Source organism: Cupriavidus gilardii, assembly GCF_017598945.1.
Taxonomy (GTDB): domain Bacteria; phylum Pseudomonadota; class Gammaproteobacteria; order Burkholderiales; family Burkholderiaceae; genus Cupriavidus; species Cupriavidus gilardii_E.
The window spans coordinates 87,776-105,110 of the sequence record NZ_JAGFTW010000006.1; the positions used below are offsets into that span (position 1 = coordinate 87,776).

Here is a 17,335-nt window from a genome sequence, read left to right on the forward strand (position 1 = left end):
CGAAAGCGAGTACAATCCGTTTTCCTTACTGGGGCCGACCTGGTTTCGACGTGGGTTGCAAAGCAGTAGAGGGCATACCGAGGACCCGTCACCTCGTAAATCAATGGGAACGCAATAACTGCTAACGACGAACGTTACGCACTGGCAGCCTAAGGGCCGCCGTCCTCGCACTGGCTCGCTGACGGGCTAGGGTCGCAAGACCAAGCGAGGTCATTTACGTCAGATAAGCCCTGCGGGTGTCACGACCTCAGGGACGAAAACCAAGTGACTCGCCGTCGTAGAGCGTGTTCGTCCGCGATGCGGCGGTTAAATCAAATGACAGAACTAAGTATGTAGAACTCTCTGTGGAGGATCTGCGGACGCGGGTTCGATTCCCGCCGGCTCCACCAGTATTCCACCCGACGACATCCGGTAGATGTCCTGAAACCCGCGACAGCGCCAGCGTCGCGGGTTTTTGTTTTTGCGCCGGCGGATATCAATGCTCCCACGGCATCGACGGCGAAAATATCCCCACCAGATGGTCGATAAAGGTCCGCACCTTTGCCGGCACATGGCTGGTGTTCGGATATAGCGCCGAGATGACATAGGGCCGCTGCGTCAGCTCCAGCGGAATCGCCATCAGCTGGCCGCGCTTCAGCGCGTCGGCGGCCAGGAAGATCGGCAGGGAAGCAATGCCCAATCCGGCGATCGCCATGTCGCGGATCGCCTCGCCGTTGTTGGCGACGATGCGCGAACGCATGGCGACGGAAACCGGTGCGCCCTGCTCGTCCTCGAACTGCCAGAAGCGCCTGGCGTGGACCAGCGCGTAGTCGATGGCATCGTGCTCGGCCAGCTCGGCGGCGCGGCTGGGCAAGCCCCGGCGCTGCGCATAGTCCGGGCTGCAACACAGCACCCGCGGGCATTCGCCCAGCGTACGCATTCTGAGACTGGAGTCCTGCAGATAGCCGATCCGGATGGCGACGTCGTAGCCGCCATGGGACAGCGCCATCGGCCGGTCGTCGTAGTCGACGGCGATCTCCAGATCGGGATGCTGCCGCGCGAAGGCGGCAACCACCGGCCCCAGGTACAGGATGCCGAACGACATCGGCGTGGCGATCCGCAGTCTGCCGCGCAGCGCGACGTCGGTGTGCGACGCCATGCCTTCGGCGGTTTCGTGAATCTCGTTGAGCAATGGCGCGATGCGCTCATAGAAGGCCTCGCCGGCCTCGGTGGGCTGCAGCTGTCCGGGCGTGCGATGGAAGAGCTGTACGGCCAGCGCAACCTCCAGGTCGCGAATGCGCTTGCTGACGACGGACTTCGTCACGTTGAGCCGCCGCGCCGCGCCGGTGATGCCGCCGGCCTGCATGACGCGAACGAACGTCTCCATATCATCGTATCGCCACGGCATCGATCCCCATTCCCCCAAAGCGGCGCGCGGGCGCGAGCGGCCCGCTACATTGTTCATTTGCACCGAACGCGAGGTTCGCGGGCACCCAACCGACTTCCCTTTCCACCGCGTCCGAATCCGCCATATTCTGTCTTCATCCGGGGCGGATGCCAAACGGTGCCGCCATGATCCGCGCCGGTGAGATCATCCGCCGCCGGTTCCGACAAGACTTGCGACGCCCCCCAACCCAGGAGATTGCCATGACGAAACCGTACACCCGCCTCGACAAGAGCCAGGCAGCCGTGCTGCTGGTCGACCATCAGACCGGTCTGCTGTCGCTGGTGCGGGATTTCCAGCCGGACCAGTTCAAGAACAATGTGCTGGCCCTGGCGGACCTCGCGAACTACTTCAAGCTGCCCACCATCCTGACCACCAGTTTCGAGGACGGTCCGAACGGCCCCCTGGTGCAGGAGCTCAAGGACCGATTCCCCGACGCGCCCTATATCGCGCGCCCCGGCAACATCAACGCCTGGGACAACGAGGACTTCGTCAAGGCGGTGAAGGCGACCGGCAGAAAGCAGCTGATCGTCGCCGGCGTCGTGACCGAGGTCTGCGTCGCCTTTCCCGTGCTGTCGGCGCTGGAGGAAGGCTTCGATGTCTTCGTGGTGACCGACGCCTCGGGCACCTTCAACGAGGTGACGCGCTACGCCGCCTGGGACCGCATGTCGGCGGCCGGCGCGCAATTGATGAACTGGTTCGGCGTTGCGGCCGAGTTGCATCGCGACTGGCGCAACGACATCGAAGGGCTGGGCCAGCTGTTCTCCGAACACATCCCCGACTATCGCAATCTGATGGCTTCGTATGCCAGGAGCCAGTCCCGGTAAGCCGCGCCCGCCAGCATTCGCGACCTGAAATCCGCATCGGCGGATCGACGCCACCGTCGGACATCCCCCTTCCCCGTGCGCCCGCACCTGGGCCGCAAGCCCTCGTCCCAGCGAGGTCTTGCGGCGTTTTCGTTGCGGACGTTACCCACGCATTGCGCGGGCCTCCAACGTCCTGGCTCGACCGGTGGCATCATCGCGGCAACCCGTTTTTCAACGTTTGCTTGCGGAGCATGCCCATGACGTCCTTCCAGCCCGTCCCCCTGCAATACGCCAGCCGCCTGATCAACCATGGCCCGACCGTGCTGATCACCAGCCGCGACGGCGCTCGCCGCAACGTAATGGCGGCCGCCTGGTCGATGCCGGTCGAGTTCACGCCGCCGCGCATTGCGATCGTGATCGACAAGCGCACCTTCACGCGCGAACTGGTGGCGGCCAGCGGCACCTTCGGCATCTGCATCCCCGGCGCCGCGGCGATCGACCTGACCTATGCGGTCGGCAGCGCCACCGGCCGCGACGTGGACAAGTTCGCGCAGTTCGGCATCGACGCGATCAGCGGTCCCGAGCTCGGGCTGCCGCTGATCGAAGCGGGATGCAGCGCCTGGATGGAATGCCGGCTGATTTCCGAGCCGCATACCGAGGATGCCTACGACACCTGCTTCGGCGAGGTAGTGGCCGCCGCCGCGGACCCGCGCGTGTTTGCCAATGGCCGCTGGAAGTTCGATGCGGGCAACGAGGCGCTGCACACGATCCATCATCTCGGCGGCGGCAATTTCGTGCGTTCGTCGTCGACCGTTTCCGCCAAGCCGATCGTCTGAGCGCCGGCGCCCTGCTCAGCGCCCTGTCCCGGTGCGCAACGGCAGCAACGACTTCGACGCCGCCTGCCGCACGGCGTCCGTGACGGCGTCCAGCGCCGGCGAGCGCAGCCGCCACCGGTGCCAGTACAAGGGCACGTCCAGATGGCGGCCCGGCGCGAATTCCGCCAGCGTCCCGCGCGCCAGCGGCTCCCGCACGAAGGGCTCGGGCATCATGCCCCAGCCAAGCCCGCGCTGCGCGAAGGCGACAAAGCCGGCGGTCGACGGCACATAGTGCGTCGGCGGCAGCGGCTGCTCGGCATCGAAGCCGATCAGCAGCCCGATAAAGCGTGCCTGCAACGCGTCCTTGCGATTGAAGGCCAGCATTGGCGTGTGCGCCAGGCTGGCGCCGTCGACGCCGTCGGCAAACGCCAGGGCGATCAACGCCGGCGACGCCACGCCCAGATAGCGCATGATGCCTAGCGGTTCGACCGTGCAGCCCTGCACCGGCTCCGCGCTGGCGCTGACCGCCGCCATCACCACGCCCTCGCGCAGCAGCGTCGCCGAATGGTCCTGGTCCTCGACGCGCAGATCGAACGACATCGCGGGCTCGGCCGGCAAGGCATCGAAGCTGGCCGGAAACCAGCTGTCGAGCGAATCGGCGTTGACGGCCAGCGGCACGCGCAGCGGCATTCCACTCCGTCCGCCCAAGCCGTTGCCATCGGCATCGCCGAGCTCGGCCAGCGTCTCCGCTTCGAGCAGCGCCAGTTGCTCGGTGTAGCGCGCCAGCGTGCGGCCCGCCGCGGTCGGCAGGCACGGACTGCCCCGTTGCAGCAGCACCTGGCCGAGCCGCTCCTCGAGCTGGCGAATGCGCTGGCTGATCGCCGATGGCGTGACATGCAGCCTCCGGGCCGCGGCCTCGAAGCTTCCCTCCTGCAGCACGGCGGCGAAGGCGGCCAGTTGGCCGTTGTCGATCTTCATCGTCAGCTCTCGTTAGATTTCCTAATTCAGGACAAGGAAGTTTAGTTTTTCTTTTTCCATCGGCAAAGCTAGGCTGACGGCCTTCCGACTACGACTTGCTGCCCCGATGAAGATCGACATGCCCCTGATGGCCGGCTTCCTTTCCAGCCTTGCGCTGATCGTGCCGATCGGCGCGCAGAACGCCTTCGTGCTGCGGCTCGGCATCCGGCGTCAGCATCGCCTGCCGGTGGCGCTGCTGTGCGCGACCTGCGATGCGTTGCTGATCGGCGTCGGCATCGCAGGGCTTGGCGCGCTGCTGCATGCGCATCCTGGCTGGCTGACGCTGACGCGCTATGGCGGCGCGGCGTTCCTCGCGATCTATGGTCTGATGGCCGCGCGGCGCGCGTTCGATGCAGGCAAGGTGGAACTGCAGGCCTCGGCGCCGCTGCCGCTGGCGACCGCGCTGGTCACCTGCCTCGCCTTCACCTTCCTGAACCCGCACGTCTATCTCGATACCGTGGTGCTGCTCGGCGCGCTGGCCAGTCAGCACGGCAGCGATGGCCGCTGGACCTTCGGCATCGGCGCGGCGCTGGCCAGTCTGTCGTGGTTTCTTGCGCTGGCGTATGGGGCCGGCCTGCTCGCGCCGCTGTTTCGGCGACCGCTTGCATGGCGCTGTCTCGATGGGGCCATCGCCGCGGTGATGATCGGCCTGGCGCTGACGCTGGTGCTGCGCTAGCAACGCATCGCAGACGGCTTCAATACGATGGCTTCAATGCGACCGAATTCTGCATTGCACAAATTTGTGCGATGTAACACGGAACTGACTTTCGCTGCGGCCGGCCGAAGAATTGTTCCGCCGCACGGCACCGCTACGACGATGCACTGATGCAGTGCACTAACGCATCAGCGCACGTGGTGCCTGTGGCCGTCGTCCCCAACCGTCCGCATAGCAGGGAGCCACCATGGAAGTCGCCAAACGCCTGATGCTCGAGAACCGCGCCTGGGCCACCGAAGTGTTGTCACGCGATCCCGACCGTTTCAAGCGGCTGTCGGTGCGACAGACTCCCGACGTGCTGTGGATCGGCTGCTCGGACAGCCGCGTGCCGGCGGAGCTGATCACCAATGCCGAGCCGGGCGATCTGTTCGTGCACCGGAACATCGCCAATCTGGTGTGCGAAGACGATCCCAATCTGATGAGCGTGCTGCAGTACGCGCTCGAGGTGCTGCGCGTGGGCAACGTCATCGTCTGCGGGCATCAGGGCTGCGGCGGCGTGCGCGCATCACTGGCGCGCGTGCCCGAGCTGCCCCACGTCGATGCGCGGCTCGACGAGATCCGGCAGGTCTATCGCACGCATTGCCGCGAGCTCGACGGCCTCGATGGCGACGACGCACGCACCGCCCGCCTGGTCGAACTGAATGCAATCGCGCAGGTGCGCAAGCTGGCCGAGATGCCGCTGGTACGGCAGGTGTGGGACAGCGGCCGAACGCTGCGCCTGCATGCGTGGATCTACTCGCTGGAAACCGGCCTGCTGGAGGAGCGGCTGTGCCTGGACGGCACGGAGGCGATGGCCGGCCTCGAACCGCTGGCCGCCTGAACCGGCACCGCATGAGCCCACCGTATGAGCCCACCGCATGAGCCCACCGCGTGAACCCACCGATTGCATCGAGCCCATGAACTCCGCGCCCCCTACCCCGACTGTCTCCAACGCGCCCTTGCGCGACGCCTATCTCCGCCACCTCGGCCGCGACATCCCGGCCGGCGTGGTGGTCTTCCTCGTTGCCCTGCCGCTGTGCCTGGGCATCGCGCTGGCCTCCGGCGCACCGTTGTTGTCCGGCCTGCTGGCCGGCGTGATCGGCGGCGTGGTGGTCGCCATGCTGAGCGGCTCGCAGTTGAGCGTCAGCGGCCCGGCGGCCGGCCTCGTCGTGATCGTCGTCGGTGCAATCTCCACGCTCGGCAGCTTCTCGGCCTTTCTGGTCGCGGTGATGCTGGCCGGCGCGCTGCAGATCGTCTTCGCGTGGCTGCGCGCCGGCGATATCGCCGCGCTGGTGCCGTCGGCCGTGATCAAGGGCATGCTGGCCGCGATCGGCCTGCTGCTGATCCTCAAGCAACTGCCGGTCGCACTGGGCCTGCCCTCGTCCGCGCCGCTGGACAGCCGGCTCGTCGACGAGGCGGGCCTGGCCGAGGCCGCACAGCAGGCGCTCGGCATGGTATCGGGCAGCAATCTGACGGTCGCCGCGGTGGCGCTGGCGATCCTGGTGCTATGGGATACCGATTTCGTGCGCCAGCGCCGCTCGCTGCGCGCGCTGCCCGCGCCGCTGCTGGCGGTGCTGTGGGGCGTGCTCTACCAGCGCTTCGCGATGCATGCGAGCCCGGATGCCGCGCTGGCGCCCGATCATCTGGTGCAGCTGCCGGCGATCGACGGTCCCGCCTCGCTGCTGACCGAACTGGCGCGGCCGGACTTTTCGGCGCTGGCCAATCCCGATCTGTACGTGGTCGCGCTGACGCTCGCGATCGTTGCCAGCCTGGAGACGCTGTTGAGTCTGGAGGCGGTGGACAAGCTCGACCCGATGCGCCGCGTGGCGCCACCCAATCGCGAGCTCTACGCGCAGGGCGTCGGCAACATGATGGCCGGCCTGCTCGGTGCGCTGCCGTTGACGGCGGTGATCGTGCGCAGCTCGGCCAATATCAGCGCGGGCGGCCGGACCAAGGTGTCGGCGGTCGTGCATGGCGTGCTGCTGCTGGCCAGCGTGCTGTTCCTGTCCGATCTGCTGCGCTGGATTCCGCTCGCGGCCTTGTCGGCCATCCTGCTGCACGTGGGCTACAAGCTCGCCAAACCCGCGCTGTTCGTCGAGGCCTGGCGCAAGGGCCCGGCACAGGCGCTGCCGTTTGTCGTGACGATCGCGGCCATCCTCGCTACCGATCTGCTGTTCGGCATCGCCATCGGCATGGCGGTGGGGATTGCCTTCACGCTGCGCCATCACGCACAAAGCGCGATCTCGCTGACGCGCTACGAGGACTGCTATCTGCTTCGCCTGCACAAGGACGTGTCCTTCTTCCACAAGGCGCAGTTGCGGCGCCATCTGGCGAAGGTCGAACCGGGCGGCAAGCTGATCATCGATGCGACCCGTTGCGAGCGCATCGACCACGATATCGAGGAAACCCTGACCGACTTCCAGCGGGCGGCGCGCGTCGCGGACATCGACGTCACGCTGCGCACGCCGGGGCCGGCGTCGCGCTTGCCGGCGGCATTGGCTGCCGCCGGCTCGTAGCAGCCGCCCGCCCAGCGAATGGGCGCGCGGCCGGCGATCAGACAGCCTTGATCGGCTCGATCGCCATCTCCTTGAGCTTGAGCTCGACCGGCTTGCCCTTGCGCGCGCGCTTGCCGACATAGGGCAGCAGATTGGCGCCGGCCAGCTTCTGCGACGACGCCTTGCCGCCGCGGCCCTGCCCGGACACCATCAGTCCGGGCGCGCCTACCGCGGCGACCTGCTGCAGCGTCTCCTTCGGCTCGAGCTCCATCAGGATCACGCCGCGCCCGCCGCCGGACAGCACCTTGATCTCGTCGAGCGCGATCAGCAGCAGACGGCCGTTGCCCGACAGGCAGGCCGCGTGCGTCGCCTCGTCGCCGATCGGCGCGGGCGCCAGCGGCGCGTCGCCATCGTCGAGCGTCAGGAACGACTTGCCGCCCTTCTGCCGGCTGATCATGTCGCCGATCTTGCTCTGGAAGCCGTTGCCGTTGCGCGTGGCGATCAGCATGCGCTGGTCGGCCGTGCCGGCGAAGGTGTGCGCGATCTGCGTGCCGGCCTGCAGCTCGACCAGCGTGGTCAGCGGCACGCCGTCGCCGCGCCCGCCCGGCAGCCCTGCCACCGGCACCGAATAGACGCGGCCATTGGTGCCGAAGGCCAGCAGCACGTCGATGGTGCGGCATTCGAAGGTGCCGTACAGCGCGTCGCCGGCCTTGAACGTGAACTGCTGCGGTTCGTGACCATGGCCCTGGCGCGTGCGCACCCAGCCCTTCTGCGACACCACCACGGTGACCGGTTCGTCGATCACGCGCACCTCGGCGGCGGCGCGGCGCTCTTCCTGGATCAGCGTGCGGCGCGGGTCCTTGTCGGCGGGGCTGTACTGCCTGGCGTCGGCCTCGATCTCCTTGACGATGCGACGGCGCATCATGGTCTCGGACTTGAGCAGCACGTCCAGGTCGGCCTGCTCTTCGCGCAGGTCCTTCAGCTCCTGCTCGATGCGGATCGATTCGAGCCGCGCCAACTGGCGCAGCCGGATTTCGAGGATGTCCTCGGCCTGGCGCTCGGACAGGCCGAAGGCCTGCATCAGCGCCGGCTTGGGCTCGTCGCCCTCGCGGATGATGCGGATCACCTCGTCGATATTGAGCAGCACCAGCATCCGGCCTTCGAGGATATGGATGCGGTCCTCGACCTTGGCCAGCCGATGCCGGCTGCGGCGGGTCACCGTCTCGAAGCGGAAGGCGATCCATTCGCGCAGGATTTCGATCAGGCCCTTCTGCCGCGGACGGCCGTCGGTACCGATCATCACCAGGTTGATCGGCGCGCCCGACTCCAGGCTGGTATGCGCGAGCAGCGTCTGCGCAAATTCCTGCTGGTCGATGTTCTTGCTCTTGGGCTCGAACACCAGCCGCACCGGCGCATCCTTGCCGGACTCGTCGCGCACCGCGTCGAGCACGCCCAGCATGGTCTGCTTCAGCTGCAGCTGCTCGGGCGTCAGCGACTTCTTGCCCGCGCGCACCTTCGGATTGGTCAGCTCCTCGATTTCCTCGAGCACCTTCTGCGCCGAGGTGCCGGGCGGCAGCTCGTTGACGACCAGCTGCCACTGGCCGCGCGCCATGTCCTCGATCACCCAGCGCGCGCGCACCTTCAGGCTGCCGCGGCCGTTCTCGTAGATCTGCGCGATCTCCGCCGCCGAAGAGATGATCTGGCCGCCGCCGGGATAGTCCGGCCCCGGCATCAGCGCCAGCAGCTCGGCCAGCGTGATGTTCGGATTGCGGATCATCGCCACCGTGGCGGCCGCGACCTCGCGCAGATTGTGCGGCGGGATTTCGGTGGCCATGCCGACCGCGATGCCCGACGCGCCGTTGAGCAGCACGAACGGCAGCCGCGCCGGCAGCAGCTTCGGCTCTTCCATCGAGCCGTCGTAGTTCGGCGTGAAGTCGACGGTGCCCTGGTCGATCTCGTCGAGCAGCAGCCGCGCGATCGGCGTCAGCCGCGCTTCGGTGTAGCGCATCGCCGCCGCGCCATCGCCGTCGCGCGAGCCGAAGTTGCCCTGGCCGTCGATCAGCGGATAGCGCAGCGAGAAGTCCTGCGCCAGCCGCACCAGCGCGTCGTAGGCCGACTGGTCACCGTGCGGGTGGAATTTGCCCAGCACGTCGCCGACCACGCGCGCCGACTTGACCGGCTTGGCGTCGGCGCGCAGGCCCATCTCGTGCATCGCGAACAGGATGCGGCGCTGCACCGGCTTCTGGCCGTCGGCCACTTCCGGCAGCGCGCGGCCCTTGACCACGCTGATCGCATAGTCGAGATAGGCGCGTTCGGCGTAATGGGCCAGCGTCAGCGAATCGGCCGGCTCGTCGGGTTGAAACGTAATGTCTTGTTGTTCCATGGATGCTCAATACCGGCCGTCAGATGTCGGCCACGACTTCGTTGCCGCGTTCCTCGAGCCAATTGCGCCGCTGCGCGGCCTCGCCCTTGCCCATCAGCATGTTCATCACGCCGACCGTCTTCGGCAGGTCGTATTCGCCCAGCGCCACCGGCAGCAGCCGGCGCGTGTCGGGGTTCATCGTGGTCTCCCACAGCTGCTCGGCGCTCATCTCGCCCAGGCCCTTGAAGCGCGAGATCTGCCACGCGCCTTCCTTGACGCCGTCCTTGATCAGCTTGTCCTGGATCGCCACCAGCTCGCCGTCGTCCAGCGCATACAGCTTCTGCGCGGGCTTCTTGCCGCGCGCGGGCGCGTCGACGCGATACAGCGGCGGGCGCGCGACATAGACGTTGCCCTGCTCGATCAGCTTGGGGAAATGGCGGAAGAACAGCGTCAGCAGCAGCACCTGGATATGCGCGCCGTCGACGTCGGCATCGGACAGGATGCAGATCTTGCCGTAGCGCAGGTTCGACAGGTCCGGCTCGTCGTCCGGGCCGTGCGGGTCCACGCCGATCGCCACCGCGATGTCATGCACCTCGTTGTTGGCGAACAGGCGATCGCGCTCGGTCTCCCAGGTGTTCAGCACCTTGCCGCGCAGCGGCAGGATCGCCTGGAATTCCTTGTCGCGGCCCATCTTGGCCGAGCCGCCGGCCGAGTCGCCCTCGACCAGGAACAGCTCGTTGCGCGACACGTCGGTCGATTCGCAATCGGTCAGCTTGCCGGGCAGCACGGCCACGCCGGAGCCCTTCTTCTTCTCGACCTTCTGCGCGGCGCGCGTGCGCGCCTGGGCCTGGCGAATCACCAGTTCGGCCAGCTTCTTGCCGTAGTCGACATGGTGGTTCAGCCACAGCTCCAGCGCCGGGCGGCTGAAGGTCGAGACCAGCCGCACCGCGTCGCGGCTGTTCAGCCGTTCCTTGATCTGGCCCTGGAACTGCGGGTCCAGCACCTTCGCCGACAGCACGAAGGAGGCGCGCGCGAACACGTCCTCGGACATCAGCTTGACGCCCTTGGGCAGCAGCGCGTGCATCTCGATAAAGCTCTTGACCGCCTGGAACAGCCCCTCGCGCAGGCCCGACTCGTGCGTGCCGCCGGCCGGCGTCGGGATCAGGTTCACATAGGACTCGCGCACCGGCGCGCCTTCCTCGGTCCAGGCCACCACCCACGACGCGCCCTCGCCCTCGGCGAAGCCTTCCTCGCCGGCATTGGCATCGGGATCGGCGAAATGCTCGCCCTCGAACATCGGGATCACCAGCTCGGCGCCGCTGCCTTGCGCCAGCGCCTCGACCAGATAGCCCTTCAGGCCCTGGTCGTACTGCCAGGTCTGCACGGTCGGCTCCTGGCCGCCGCTCTTCTCGATGATCAGCGTGACCTTGACACCGGGCAGCAGCACCGCCTTGCTGCGCAGCAGGCGCTGCAGCTCGGCCAGCGGAATCGTCGCCGAATCGAAATACTTCGGGTCCGGCCAGACCTGGACGCGGGTGCCGTTTTTCTTCTCGCCGCGCTCGATCTTGCGCGTAGCCAGCGGCGTGGTCACGTCGCCGCCGGAGAAGGTCAGCGTGGAGAAATTGCCGTCGCGCCAGACCGACACGTCGAGCCGGGTCGACAGCGCATTGGTCACCGACACGCCGACGCCGTGCAGGCCGCCGGAAAACGCATAGGCACCGCCCTTGCCCTTGTCGAACTTGCCGCCCGCGTGCAACCGGGTGAAGACGATCTCGACCACCGGCACCTTTTCTTCGGGGTGGATGCCGACCGGAATGCCGCGGCCGTCGTCCTCGACGCTGACGCTGCCGTCGCGATGCAGGGTGACGACGATCTCGCTGCCGAAGCCGCCCAGCGCCTCGTCCGAGGCGTTGTCGATGACCTCCTGCACGATATGCAGCGGGTTATCGGTGCGGGTGTACATGCCGGGTCGTTGTTTGACCGGCTCCAGTCCTTTCAGGACGCGGATGGAAGATTCGCTGTACTGACTGGGTTTGCTCGCCATGGAGTCGTTACGAAAGTGGGAATCGCGGCCGCCGGACATCCGCTTCGGAGGGCCGGCCAGGCCGGGCAGCCTGCATTGTAATGGAACGCCGGGGCCGCCAATCCCGTCATTTCCGGCGCAAAAGGCCGTGGCGGCGCGTGCCCGGCGGCACCTCGTCGGCGCCCGGACGGCGCGCCGCCGGCATAAAACCCTGGCCGGCTGGGTGAATTCAGGGGCCGCCCACGCGCGTTTTCGATGCGGAGTACACTCGCCAGCACGATCGAGTCCCAAGAATCAATACAACAACGACAACAGCCAACGACCCTCCGAATCGAGCCACACATGCCAAGAAAAGAACTCTCCCTGACCACCGTGCTGATCTGCGGCGGCCTGCTCGTCACGCTGTCGATGGGCATCCGGCACGGCTTCGGCCTGTTCAACCTGCCGATCACGCAGGCGCACGGCTGGAGCCGCGAAACCTTCGCCTTCGCGCTGGCGCTGCAGAACCTGATGTGGGGCGCGGCGCAGCCCTTCGCCGGCGCGCTGGCCGACAAGTTCGGCGCGCTCAAGGTGATGCTGGTCGGCGTGGCGCTGTACGTGGCCGGGCTGGTGGTGATGGCGATGGCCAGCAGCGGCACCGCCTTCGCGTCGGGAGCCGGCATCATGATCGGCATCGCGCAGGCGGGCACCACCTACAGCGTGGTCTATGGCGTGATCGGCCGCGTCGCCAGCCCCGAGAAGCGGGTCTGGGCGATGGGCATCGCCGCCGCGGCCGGCTCGTTCGGCCAGTTCCTGATGATTCCGGTCGAGCAGAGCCTGATCTCCGGCGTGGGCTGGCAGAACGCGCTGTTCGTGCTGGCGGTGATGGCCTGCATGATGCTGCCGCTGGCGATCGCACTGCGCGAGCCCGACCAGAGCGGCGTCGTGCACGGCCATCGCCAGACCATCGGCCAGGCGGTGAAGGAAGCGTTCGGCAACCGCAATTTCCAGCTGCTGACGCTCGGCTATTTCGTCTGCGGCTTCCAGGTGGTCTTTATCGGCGTGCACCTGGCGCCGTACTTGAAGGACCGCGGCTTCACCGATCCCAAGGTCGCCACGGTGGCACTGGCGCTGATCGGCCTGTTCAATGTGTTCGGCACCTATACCGCCGGGGCGCTGGGGCAGCGCATGCCCAAGCGCTATCTGCTGTCGTTCATCTATCTGAGCCGCTCGATCGTGATCGCCGCCTATCTGCTGCTGCCGCTGTCGGCGTTCAGCACCTGGGTGTTCGCCGCGGTGATGGGCGCGCTGTGGCTGTCGACGGTGCCGTTGACCAACGGCATCATCGCGCAGGTGTTCGGCGTGCAGTATCTGTCGATGCTGTCGGGCGTGGTGTTCTTCTCGCACCAGATCGGCAGCTTCCTCGGGGCGTGGCTGGGCGGCTATCTGTACGACCGCACCGGCGCCTACGACATCGTGTGGGGCATCGCGATCGCGCTCGGCGTGGTCGCGGCGCTGGTCAATCTGCCGATCCGCGAGCAGGCGCTGGTGCGCCCGCAGGCGGCGGCCGCCTGATCATGACAACGCGCGTGCTGCGGGTGATGGGCTTCGCCACGCTGGCGGCGGCGCTCGTGCTGGGCTTTATCGGCTATCTGCAGCCGGGGTTCATGGTCGATCTGACCAATATGGTGCTGGCCTGGTGCGGGTAGGGAATCTGGGCGCCGGATGCCCTCTCCCCCGCCCCTCTCCCGCGCGCGGGAGAGGGGAGAAAACCGGCGGCATTTGATGAGCCGACGCGGCCTCTCCCGCTTGGGGAGAGGCCGAACACCAGTAGCGCTTGATGCGCCGACACTCCCCTCTCCCGCTGGCGGGAGAGGGGCCGGGGGAGAGGGCAGCGTACCGAAAGCGCCCGCGCCCTAGCCTTCCCCGCGGCGCTTCGCCTCCAGCACTTCCCAGCGCTCCAGCGCCTCCAGCAGTTCCATCTCGATCTCGTCGAAGCGTGCCGCCAGCTGTGCGGCGCGCGGCGGATCGCTGGCGTACAGCGAGCCGTCCTCGAGCTGGCCGCCGATGGTCTTCTGCTCGGCCTCCAGTGCGGCGATGCGCTCGGGCAGTGCGTCGAGTTCGCGCTGCTCCTTGTACGACAGCTTGACGGTCCGGTTGGCGCCGCGCGCATCGCGCCCCGCCGCCTTGGCCGCTTCGTCCGCGGCAGCGGGCTTGCCGGCCTCGGTGGCCTTGCGTTCCGCGCCCTTCTGCGCCTGCGCGGCCGCGCTGCGCTCCGACTGCTGGACCCAGTCCGAATACCCGCCGACATACTCGCGCCAGCGTCCTTCTCCTTCCCAGGCGATCGTCGAGGTCACCACGTTGTCGAGGAAGGCGCGGTCGTGCGATACCAGGAACACGGTACCGCCGTAGTCCTGCAGCAGTTCCTCCAGCAGTTCCAGCGTTTCGATATCGAGATCGTTGGTCGGCTCGTCCAGCACCAGCACATTGGCCGGGCGCGCGAACAGCCGCGCCAGCAGCAGACGGTTGCGCTCGCCGCCCGACAGCGACTTGACCGGCGAACGCGCGCGCTCGGGCGCGAACAGGAAATCGCCCAGATAGCTCATCACGTGCTTGCGCTGGCCGTTGACCTCGACCCAGTCGCTGCCCGGGCTGATGGTGTCGGCCAGCGACGTCTCCAGGTCCAGCTGCGTACGCATCTGATCGAAATACGCGACCTGCAGATTGCTGCCGTTCTTGACCGTGCCGGCGTCAGGCGCCAGTTCGCCGAGGATCAGCCGCAGCAGCGTGGTCTTGCCCGCGCCGTTCGGGCCGATCACGCCGACCTTGTCGCCGCGCATGATGGTCGCGGTAAAGTCGCGCACCACGGTGCGCTCGCCGAAGGACTTGGTCACGTCGATCAGCTCGGCGACGATCTTGCCCGAGCGGTCGGCCTGCGAGACTTCCAGCTTGACGTTGCCCTGCACCTCGCGCCGGGCGGCGCGCTCGTTGCGCATCGCCACCAGCCGCTGAATGCGCGCGACGCTGCGCGTGCGGCGCGCCTCGACGCCCTTGCGAATCCAGACCTCTTCCTGCGCCAGCAGCTTGTCGAACTTGGCCTGCTCGACCTGTTCAGCGGCCAGCATCTCGGCCTTGCGCGTCTGGTAGGCGGCGAAATTGCCGGGGAAGGACACCAGCTTGCCGCGGTCGAGCTCGACGATGCGCGTGGCGACGCGATCGAGGAAGGCGCGATCGTGGGTGATCAGCAGCACGCTGCCGCGAAAGCCCAGCAGCAGATCCTCGAGCCAGCGGATCGCTTCGACGTCGAGGTGGTTGGTCGGCTCGTCGAGCAGCAGGATGTCCGGCTCGGCCACCAGCGCCTGCGCCAGCGCCACGCGTTTGCGCGTGCCGCCGGACAGCGCGTCGACGCGTGCGGCCGGATCGAGCCCCAGACGCGCCAGCGTCGTCTCCACGCGCGTGCGCAGCTGCCAGGCGTCGGCCGCGTCGAGCTCCGACTGCAGCCGATGCAGTTCGGCCAGCGTCGCCTCGTCGTGATGCTCGGCGAGCCGGTTGGCGGCATGTTCGTAGGCCACCAGCAGATCGTGCGCGGCGCCCATGCCCTGCGCGACGGCATCGAATACCGTGATCTCCGCTGCGAACTCCGGTTCCTGCGGCACATAGGCGGTGGTGATGCCCTGCTGCCGGGCGATCAGCCCGTCATCGGGCGCAGCGAGTCCGGCCACGATCTTCAGCAGCGAGGACTTGCCCGAGCCGTTGCGGCCGATCAGGCCGACCCGTTCGCCGGCCTCCAGCGAAAAGTCGGCGTGGTCGAGCAGCGCCACGTGGCCAAAGGCCAGCTGGGCGTCGGAAATGGAGAACAGGGCCATGACAGCGAGGAAAGGATGCGCAGGATGAAGGTCGCGAACGCCGGGGCGGACACGAAGGACACGGCGTGAGCGTGGCACGGCGCGCGCACGGCCGGATCGGCGGCGAGCCGGCATTGTAGAGCATGGCGCCGCGACGTTGCCGCGGTACCCGAGACCTGTGTCCCCCATCGCGTTCGGCGCGTCGAGACTGACGTGTTCTGCGATGACCGGCCCACAAAAAAGAACAGCCCGCGACATAGGCGGGCTGAAGAGTCTCTCCTCGGTGCCCTGCTCCCAAGGCACGACCTCACTGTATCGGCCTCGCGGCGGCCGCTCCAGTCGGACAAATCCGTAAGGGAAAACGCCTGTAGGGCAGCGGCAGCGTGACCGCGGCATCGTCGGCATGGCAGGCGGCGCGTCGACGGTGCCGCGCTCTCGTGCGAAGATGTCGCCTTCGACGCACTGCAAGCCGTCGGCTGCGGCCGTCCAGCGAAGCGCCGCGCCGGGATGCGCGCCGGCTTGCGTATCCCGGCCCGTCTGTTCGGCCCGTCTGCCCTGCCCCGCCTGGTCGATCCCGCCGTATCGATTGCCGCTTGCCATTGCGCGCATGCCGGCGCCCTACGACGGTATGCGACCAGGCGCACCGACCGAATCGAATCGCCATGCCCTCCGCCACGCTCAAAGCCACCGATTTTTCCATTTCGGCCATCGTCGCCGGACTGGTCGCCATGCTGACCGGCTACACCAGTTCGCTGGTGCTGATGATCCAGGCCGGACAGGCCGCGCACCTGAGCGATGCCCAGATCGCCTCGTGGATCTGGGCGCTGTCGATCGGCATGGGGGTGACCACCATCGGGCTGTCGCTGCTCACGCGCGTGCCGATCGTGATCGCATGGTCCACGCCGGGCGCGGCGCTGCTGATCGCGAGCCTGCCGGGCGTGCCGTACGCCGAAGCGATCGGCGCGTTCCTGCTGGCGGCGCTGCTGATGACCGCCGCGGGCCTGACCGGCTGGTTCGACCGGCTGATGCGCGCGTTGCCGGCCAGCATCGCCGCCGCACTGCTCGCCGGCATCCTGTTCCGCATCAGCATCGACGTGTTCGTGCAGGCGCAGCACCAGACGCTGCTGCTGTTGCCGATGTTCGCGGCCTATCTGCTGGGCAAGCGCTGGTGGCCCCGCTATGCGGTGCCGGGCGTGCTGGTGATCGGCGTGGCGCTGGCCGGCGTACTCGGACAGCTGCATTTCGAGCAATTCCATTTCGCGGTGGCGGCGCCGGTGTGGACGACGCCGGCGTTCTCGCTGCAGGCCTTCGTCAGCATCGCGATTCCGCTGTTCATCGTCGCACTGGCATCGCAGAACATCCCGGGCCTGGCTGTGCTGCGCGCCGACGGCTATCACGTCAAGGCGTCGCCGCTGATCACCGTGACCGGCCTCGCCTCCGCGGTGCTGGCGCCGTTCGGCTCGCACGGCATCAATCTGGCCGCGATCACGGCAGCCATCTGCACCGGCGCCGAGGCGCATCCGGACCCGACACGCCGCTACACCGCGGCGGTGGTCTGCGGCCTCGGCTACCTGGTCGCCGGCACGCTGGCCGCCAGCATCGCGGCGCTGTTCGCCGCCTTTCCGCAGGCGCTGGTGATCGCCGTGGCGGCGTTCGCGCTGCTGGGCTCGATCGCCAGCGGCCTGACCACGGCGATGCAGAACCCCGGCGAGCGCGAGGCCGCGCTGCTGACCTTCATGATCACCGCGTCCGGCATGACGCTGGTGGGCATCGGCTCGGCGTTCTGGGGCGTGGTCGGCGGGATCGTGGCGTTGTGGGTGCTGCGGCCGCGGGACGCGCGCTAACGCCGAGTAACGCCGAGCTCCATGCGCGGCGA

Annotated in this window: 13 protein-coding genes and 1 other RNA gene; 9 read left to right on the forward strand and 5 right to left on the reverse strand. The window is 67.7% G+C overall.

Going from position 1 to position 17,335, the window contains the following annotated elements; genetic code table 11:
- Nucleotides 1-30: 30 nt before the first annotated feature.
- Nucleotides 31-389, forward strand: a transfer-messenger RNA (tmRNA) gene (gene ssrA, locus J5T34_RS03485).
- An 86-nt stretch (nucleotides 390-475) separates the two neighbouring features.
- Here the strand turns inward: ssrA and J5T34_RS03490 are convergent.
- Nucleotides 476-1,366 carry a LysR family transcriptional regulator gene (locus J5T34_RS03490; protein WP_208578613.1) on the reverse strand — a complete coding sequence of 297 codons (891 nt, stop codon included), beginning with the start codon at nucleotides 1,364-1,366 and terminating at the stop codon, nucleotides 476-478.
- 260 nt (nucleotides 1,367-1,626) lie between these two features.
- Here J5T34_RS03490 and ycaC point away from each other — a divergent pair, with 260 nt between their 5' ends.
- Nucleotides 1,627-2,250, forward strand: coding sequence for an isochorismate family cysteine hydrolase YcaC (gene ycaC / locus J5T34_RS03495; RefSeq protein ID WP_208578614.1), 624 nt, complete (start codon nucleotides 1,627-1,629; stop codon nucleotides 2,248-2,250).
- 236 nt (nucleotides 2,251-2,486) lie between these two features.
- Nucleotides 2,487-3,065, forward strand: coding sequence for a flavin reductase family protein (locus J5T34_RS03500; RefSeq protein ID WP_208578615.1), 579 nt, complete (start codon nucleotides 2,487-2,489; stop codon nucleotides 3,063-3,065).
- Between the two features lie 15 nt (nucleotides 3,066-3,080).
- Here the strand turns inward: J5T34_RS03500 and J5T34_RS03505 are convergent, their stop codons facing one another.
- A complete protein-coding gene (locus J5T34_RS03505; protein ID WP_208578616.1) occupies nucleotides 3,081-4,022 on the reverse strand; it encodes a LysR family transcriptional regulator ArgP in 942 nt (313 codons plus the stop codon).
- Between the two features lie 106 nt (nucleotides 4,023-4,128).
- Here J5T34_RS03505 and J5T34_RS03510 point away from each other — a divergent pair, with 106 nt between their 5' ends.
- From J5T34_RS03510 to J5T34_RS03520, 3 genes are all read left to right on the forward strand, one after another.
- A complete protein-coding gene (locus tag J5T34_RS03510) occupies nucleotides 4,129-4,737 on the forward strand; it encodes a LysE/ArgO family amino acid transporter (protein WP_208578617.1) in 609 nt (202 codons plus the stop codon).
- A 226-nt stretch (nucleotides 4,738-4,963) separates the two neighbouring features.
- Complete coding sequence (locus J5T34_RS03515) at nucleotides 4,964-5,596, forward strand: carbonic anhydrase (protein WP_208578618.1); 633 nt, start codon at nucleotides 4,964-4,966, stop codon at nucleotides 5,594-5,596.
- A 76-nt stretch (nucleotides 5,597-5,672) separates the two neighbouring features.
- Nucleotides 5,673-7,271, forward strand: a complete 1,599-nt coding sequence (locus tag J5T34_RS03520) for a SulP family inorganic anion transporter (protein WP_432207626.1) — start codon at nucleotides 5,673-5,675, stop codon at nucleotides 7,269-7,271.
- Nucleotides 7,272-7,308: 37 nt separating this feature from the next.
- Here J5T34_RS03520 and parC read toward each other — a convergent pair whose 3' ends face one another.
- On the reverse strand, nucleotides 7,309-9,633 hold the full coding sequence (gene parC, locus J5T34_RS03525; protein WP_208578620.1) for a DNA topoisomerase IV subunit A: 2,325 nt from the start codon (nucleotides 9,631-9,633) through the stop codon (nucleotides 7,309-7,311).
- Nucleotides 9,634-9,652: 19 nt separating this feature from the next.
- Nucleotides 9,653-11,656, reverse strand: coding sequence for a DNA topoisomerase IV subunit B (locus J5T34_RS03530; protein WP_208578621.1), 2,004 nt, complete (start codon nucleotides 11,654-11,656; stop codon nucleotides 9,653-9,655).
- Nucleotides 11,657-11,977: 321 nt separating this feature from the next.
- Between J5T34_RS03530 and J5T34_RS03535 the strand changes: the two genes are divergently transcribed.
- The gene (locus tag J5T34_RS03535) at nucleotides 11,978-13,189 is read left to right on the forward strand and encodes an MFS transporter (RefSeq protein WP_208578622.1); all 1,212 of its coding nucleotides are present in this window, start codon (nucleotides 11,978-11,980) and stop codon (nucleotides 13,187-13,189) included.
- A 2-nt stretch (nucleotides 13,190-13,191) separates the two neighbouring features.
- The gene (locus J5T34_RS24040) at nucleotides 13,192-13,323 is read left to right on the forward strand and encodes a hypothetical protein (RefSeq protein WP_279633725.1); all 132 of its coding nucleotides are present in this window, start codon (nucleotides 13,192-13,194) and stop codon (nucleotides 13,321-13,323) included.
- 207 nt (nucleotides 13,324-13,530) lie between these two features.
- On the opposite strand, the gene J5T34_RS03540 is transcribed toward J5T34_RS24040, so the two are convergent.
- Nucleotides 13,531-15,480: an ATP-binding cassette domain-containing protein gene (locus tag J5T34_RS03540; protein WP_208578623.1), complete on the reverse strand. Its 1,950-nt coding sequence runs from the start codon at nucleotides 15,478-15,480 to the stop codon at nucleotides 13,531-13,533.
- A gap of 641 nt (nucleotides 15,481-16,121) precedes the next feature.
- Here J5T34_RS03540 and J5T34_RS03545 point away from each other — a divergent pair.
- Nucleotides 16,122-17,303: a benzoate/H(+) symporter BenE family transporter gene (locus J5T34_RS03545; protein WP_208578624.1), complete on the forward strand. Its 1,182-nt coding sequence runs from the start codon at nucleotides 16,122-16,124 to the stop codon at nucleotides 17,301-17,303.
- Nucleotides 17,304-17,335: the final 32 nt, after the last annotated feature.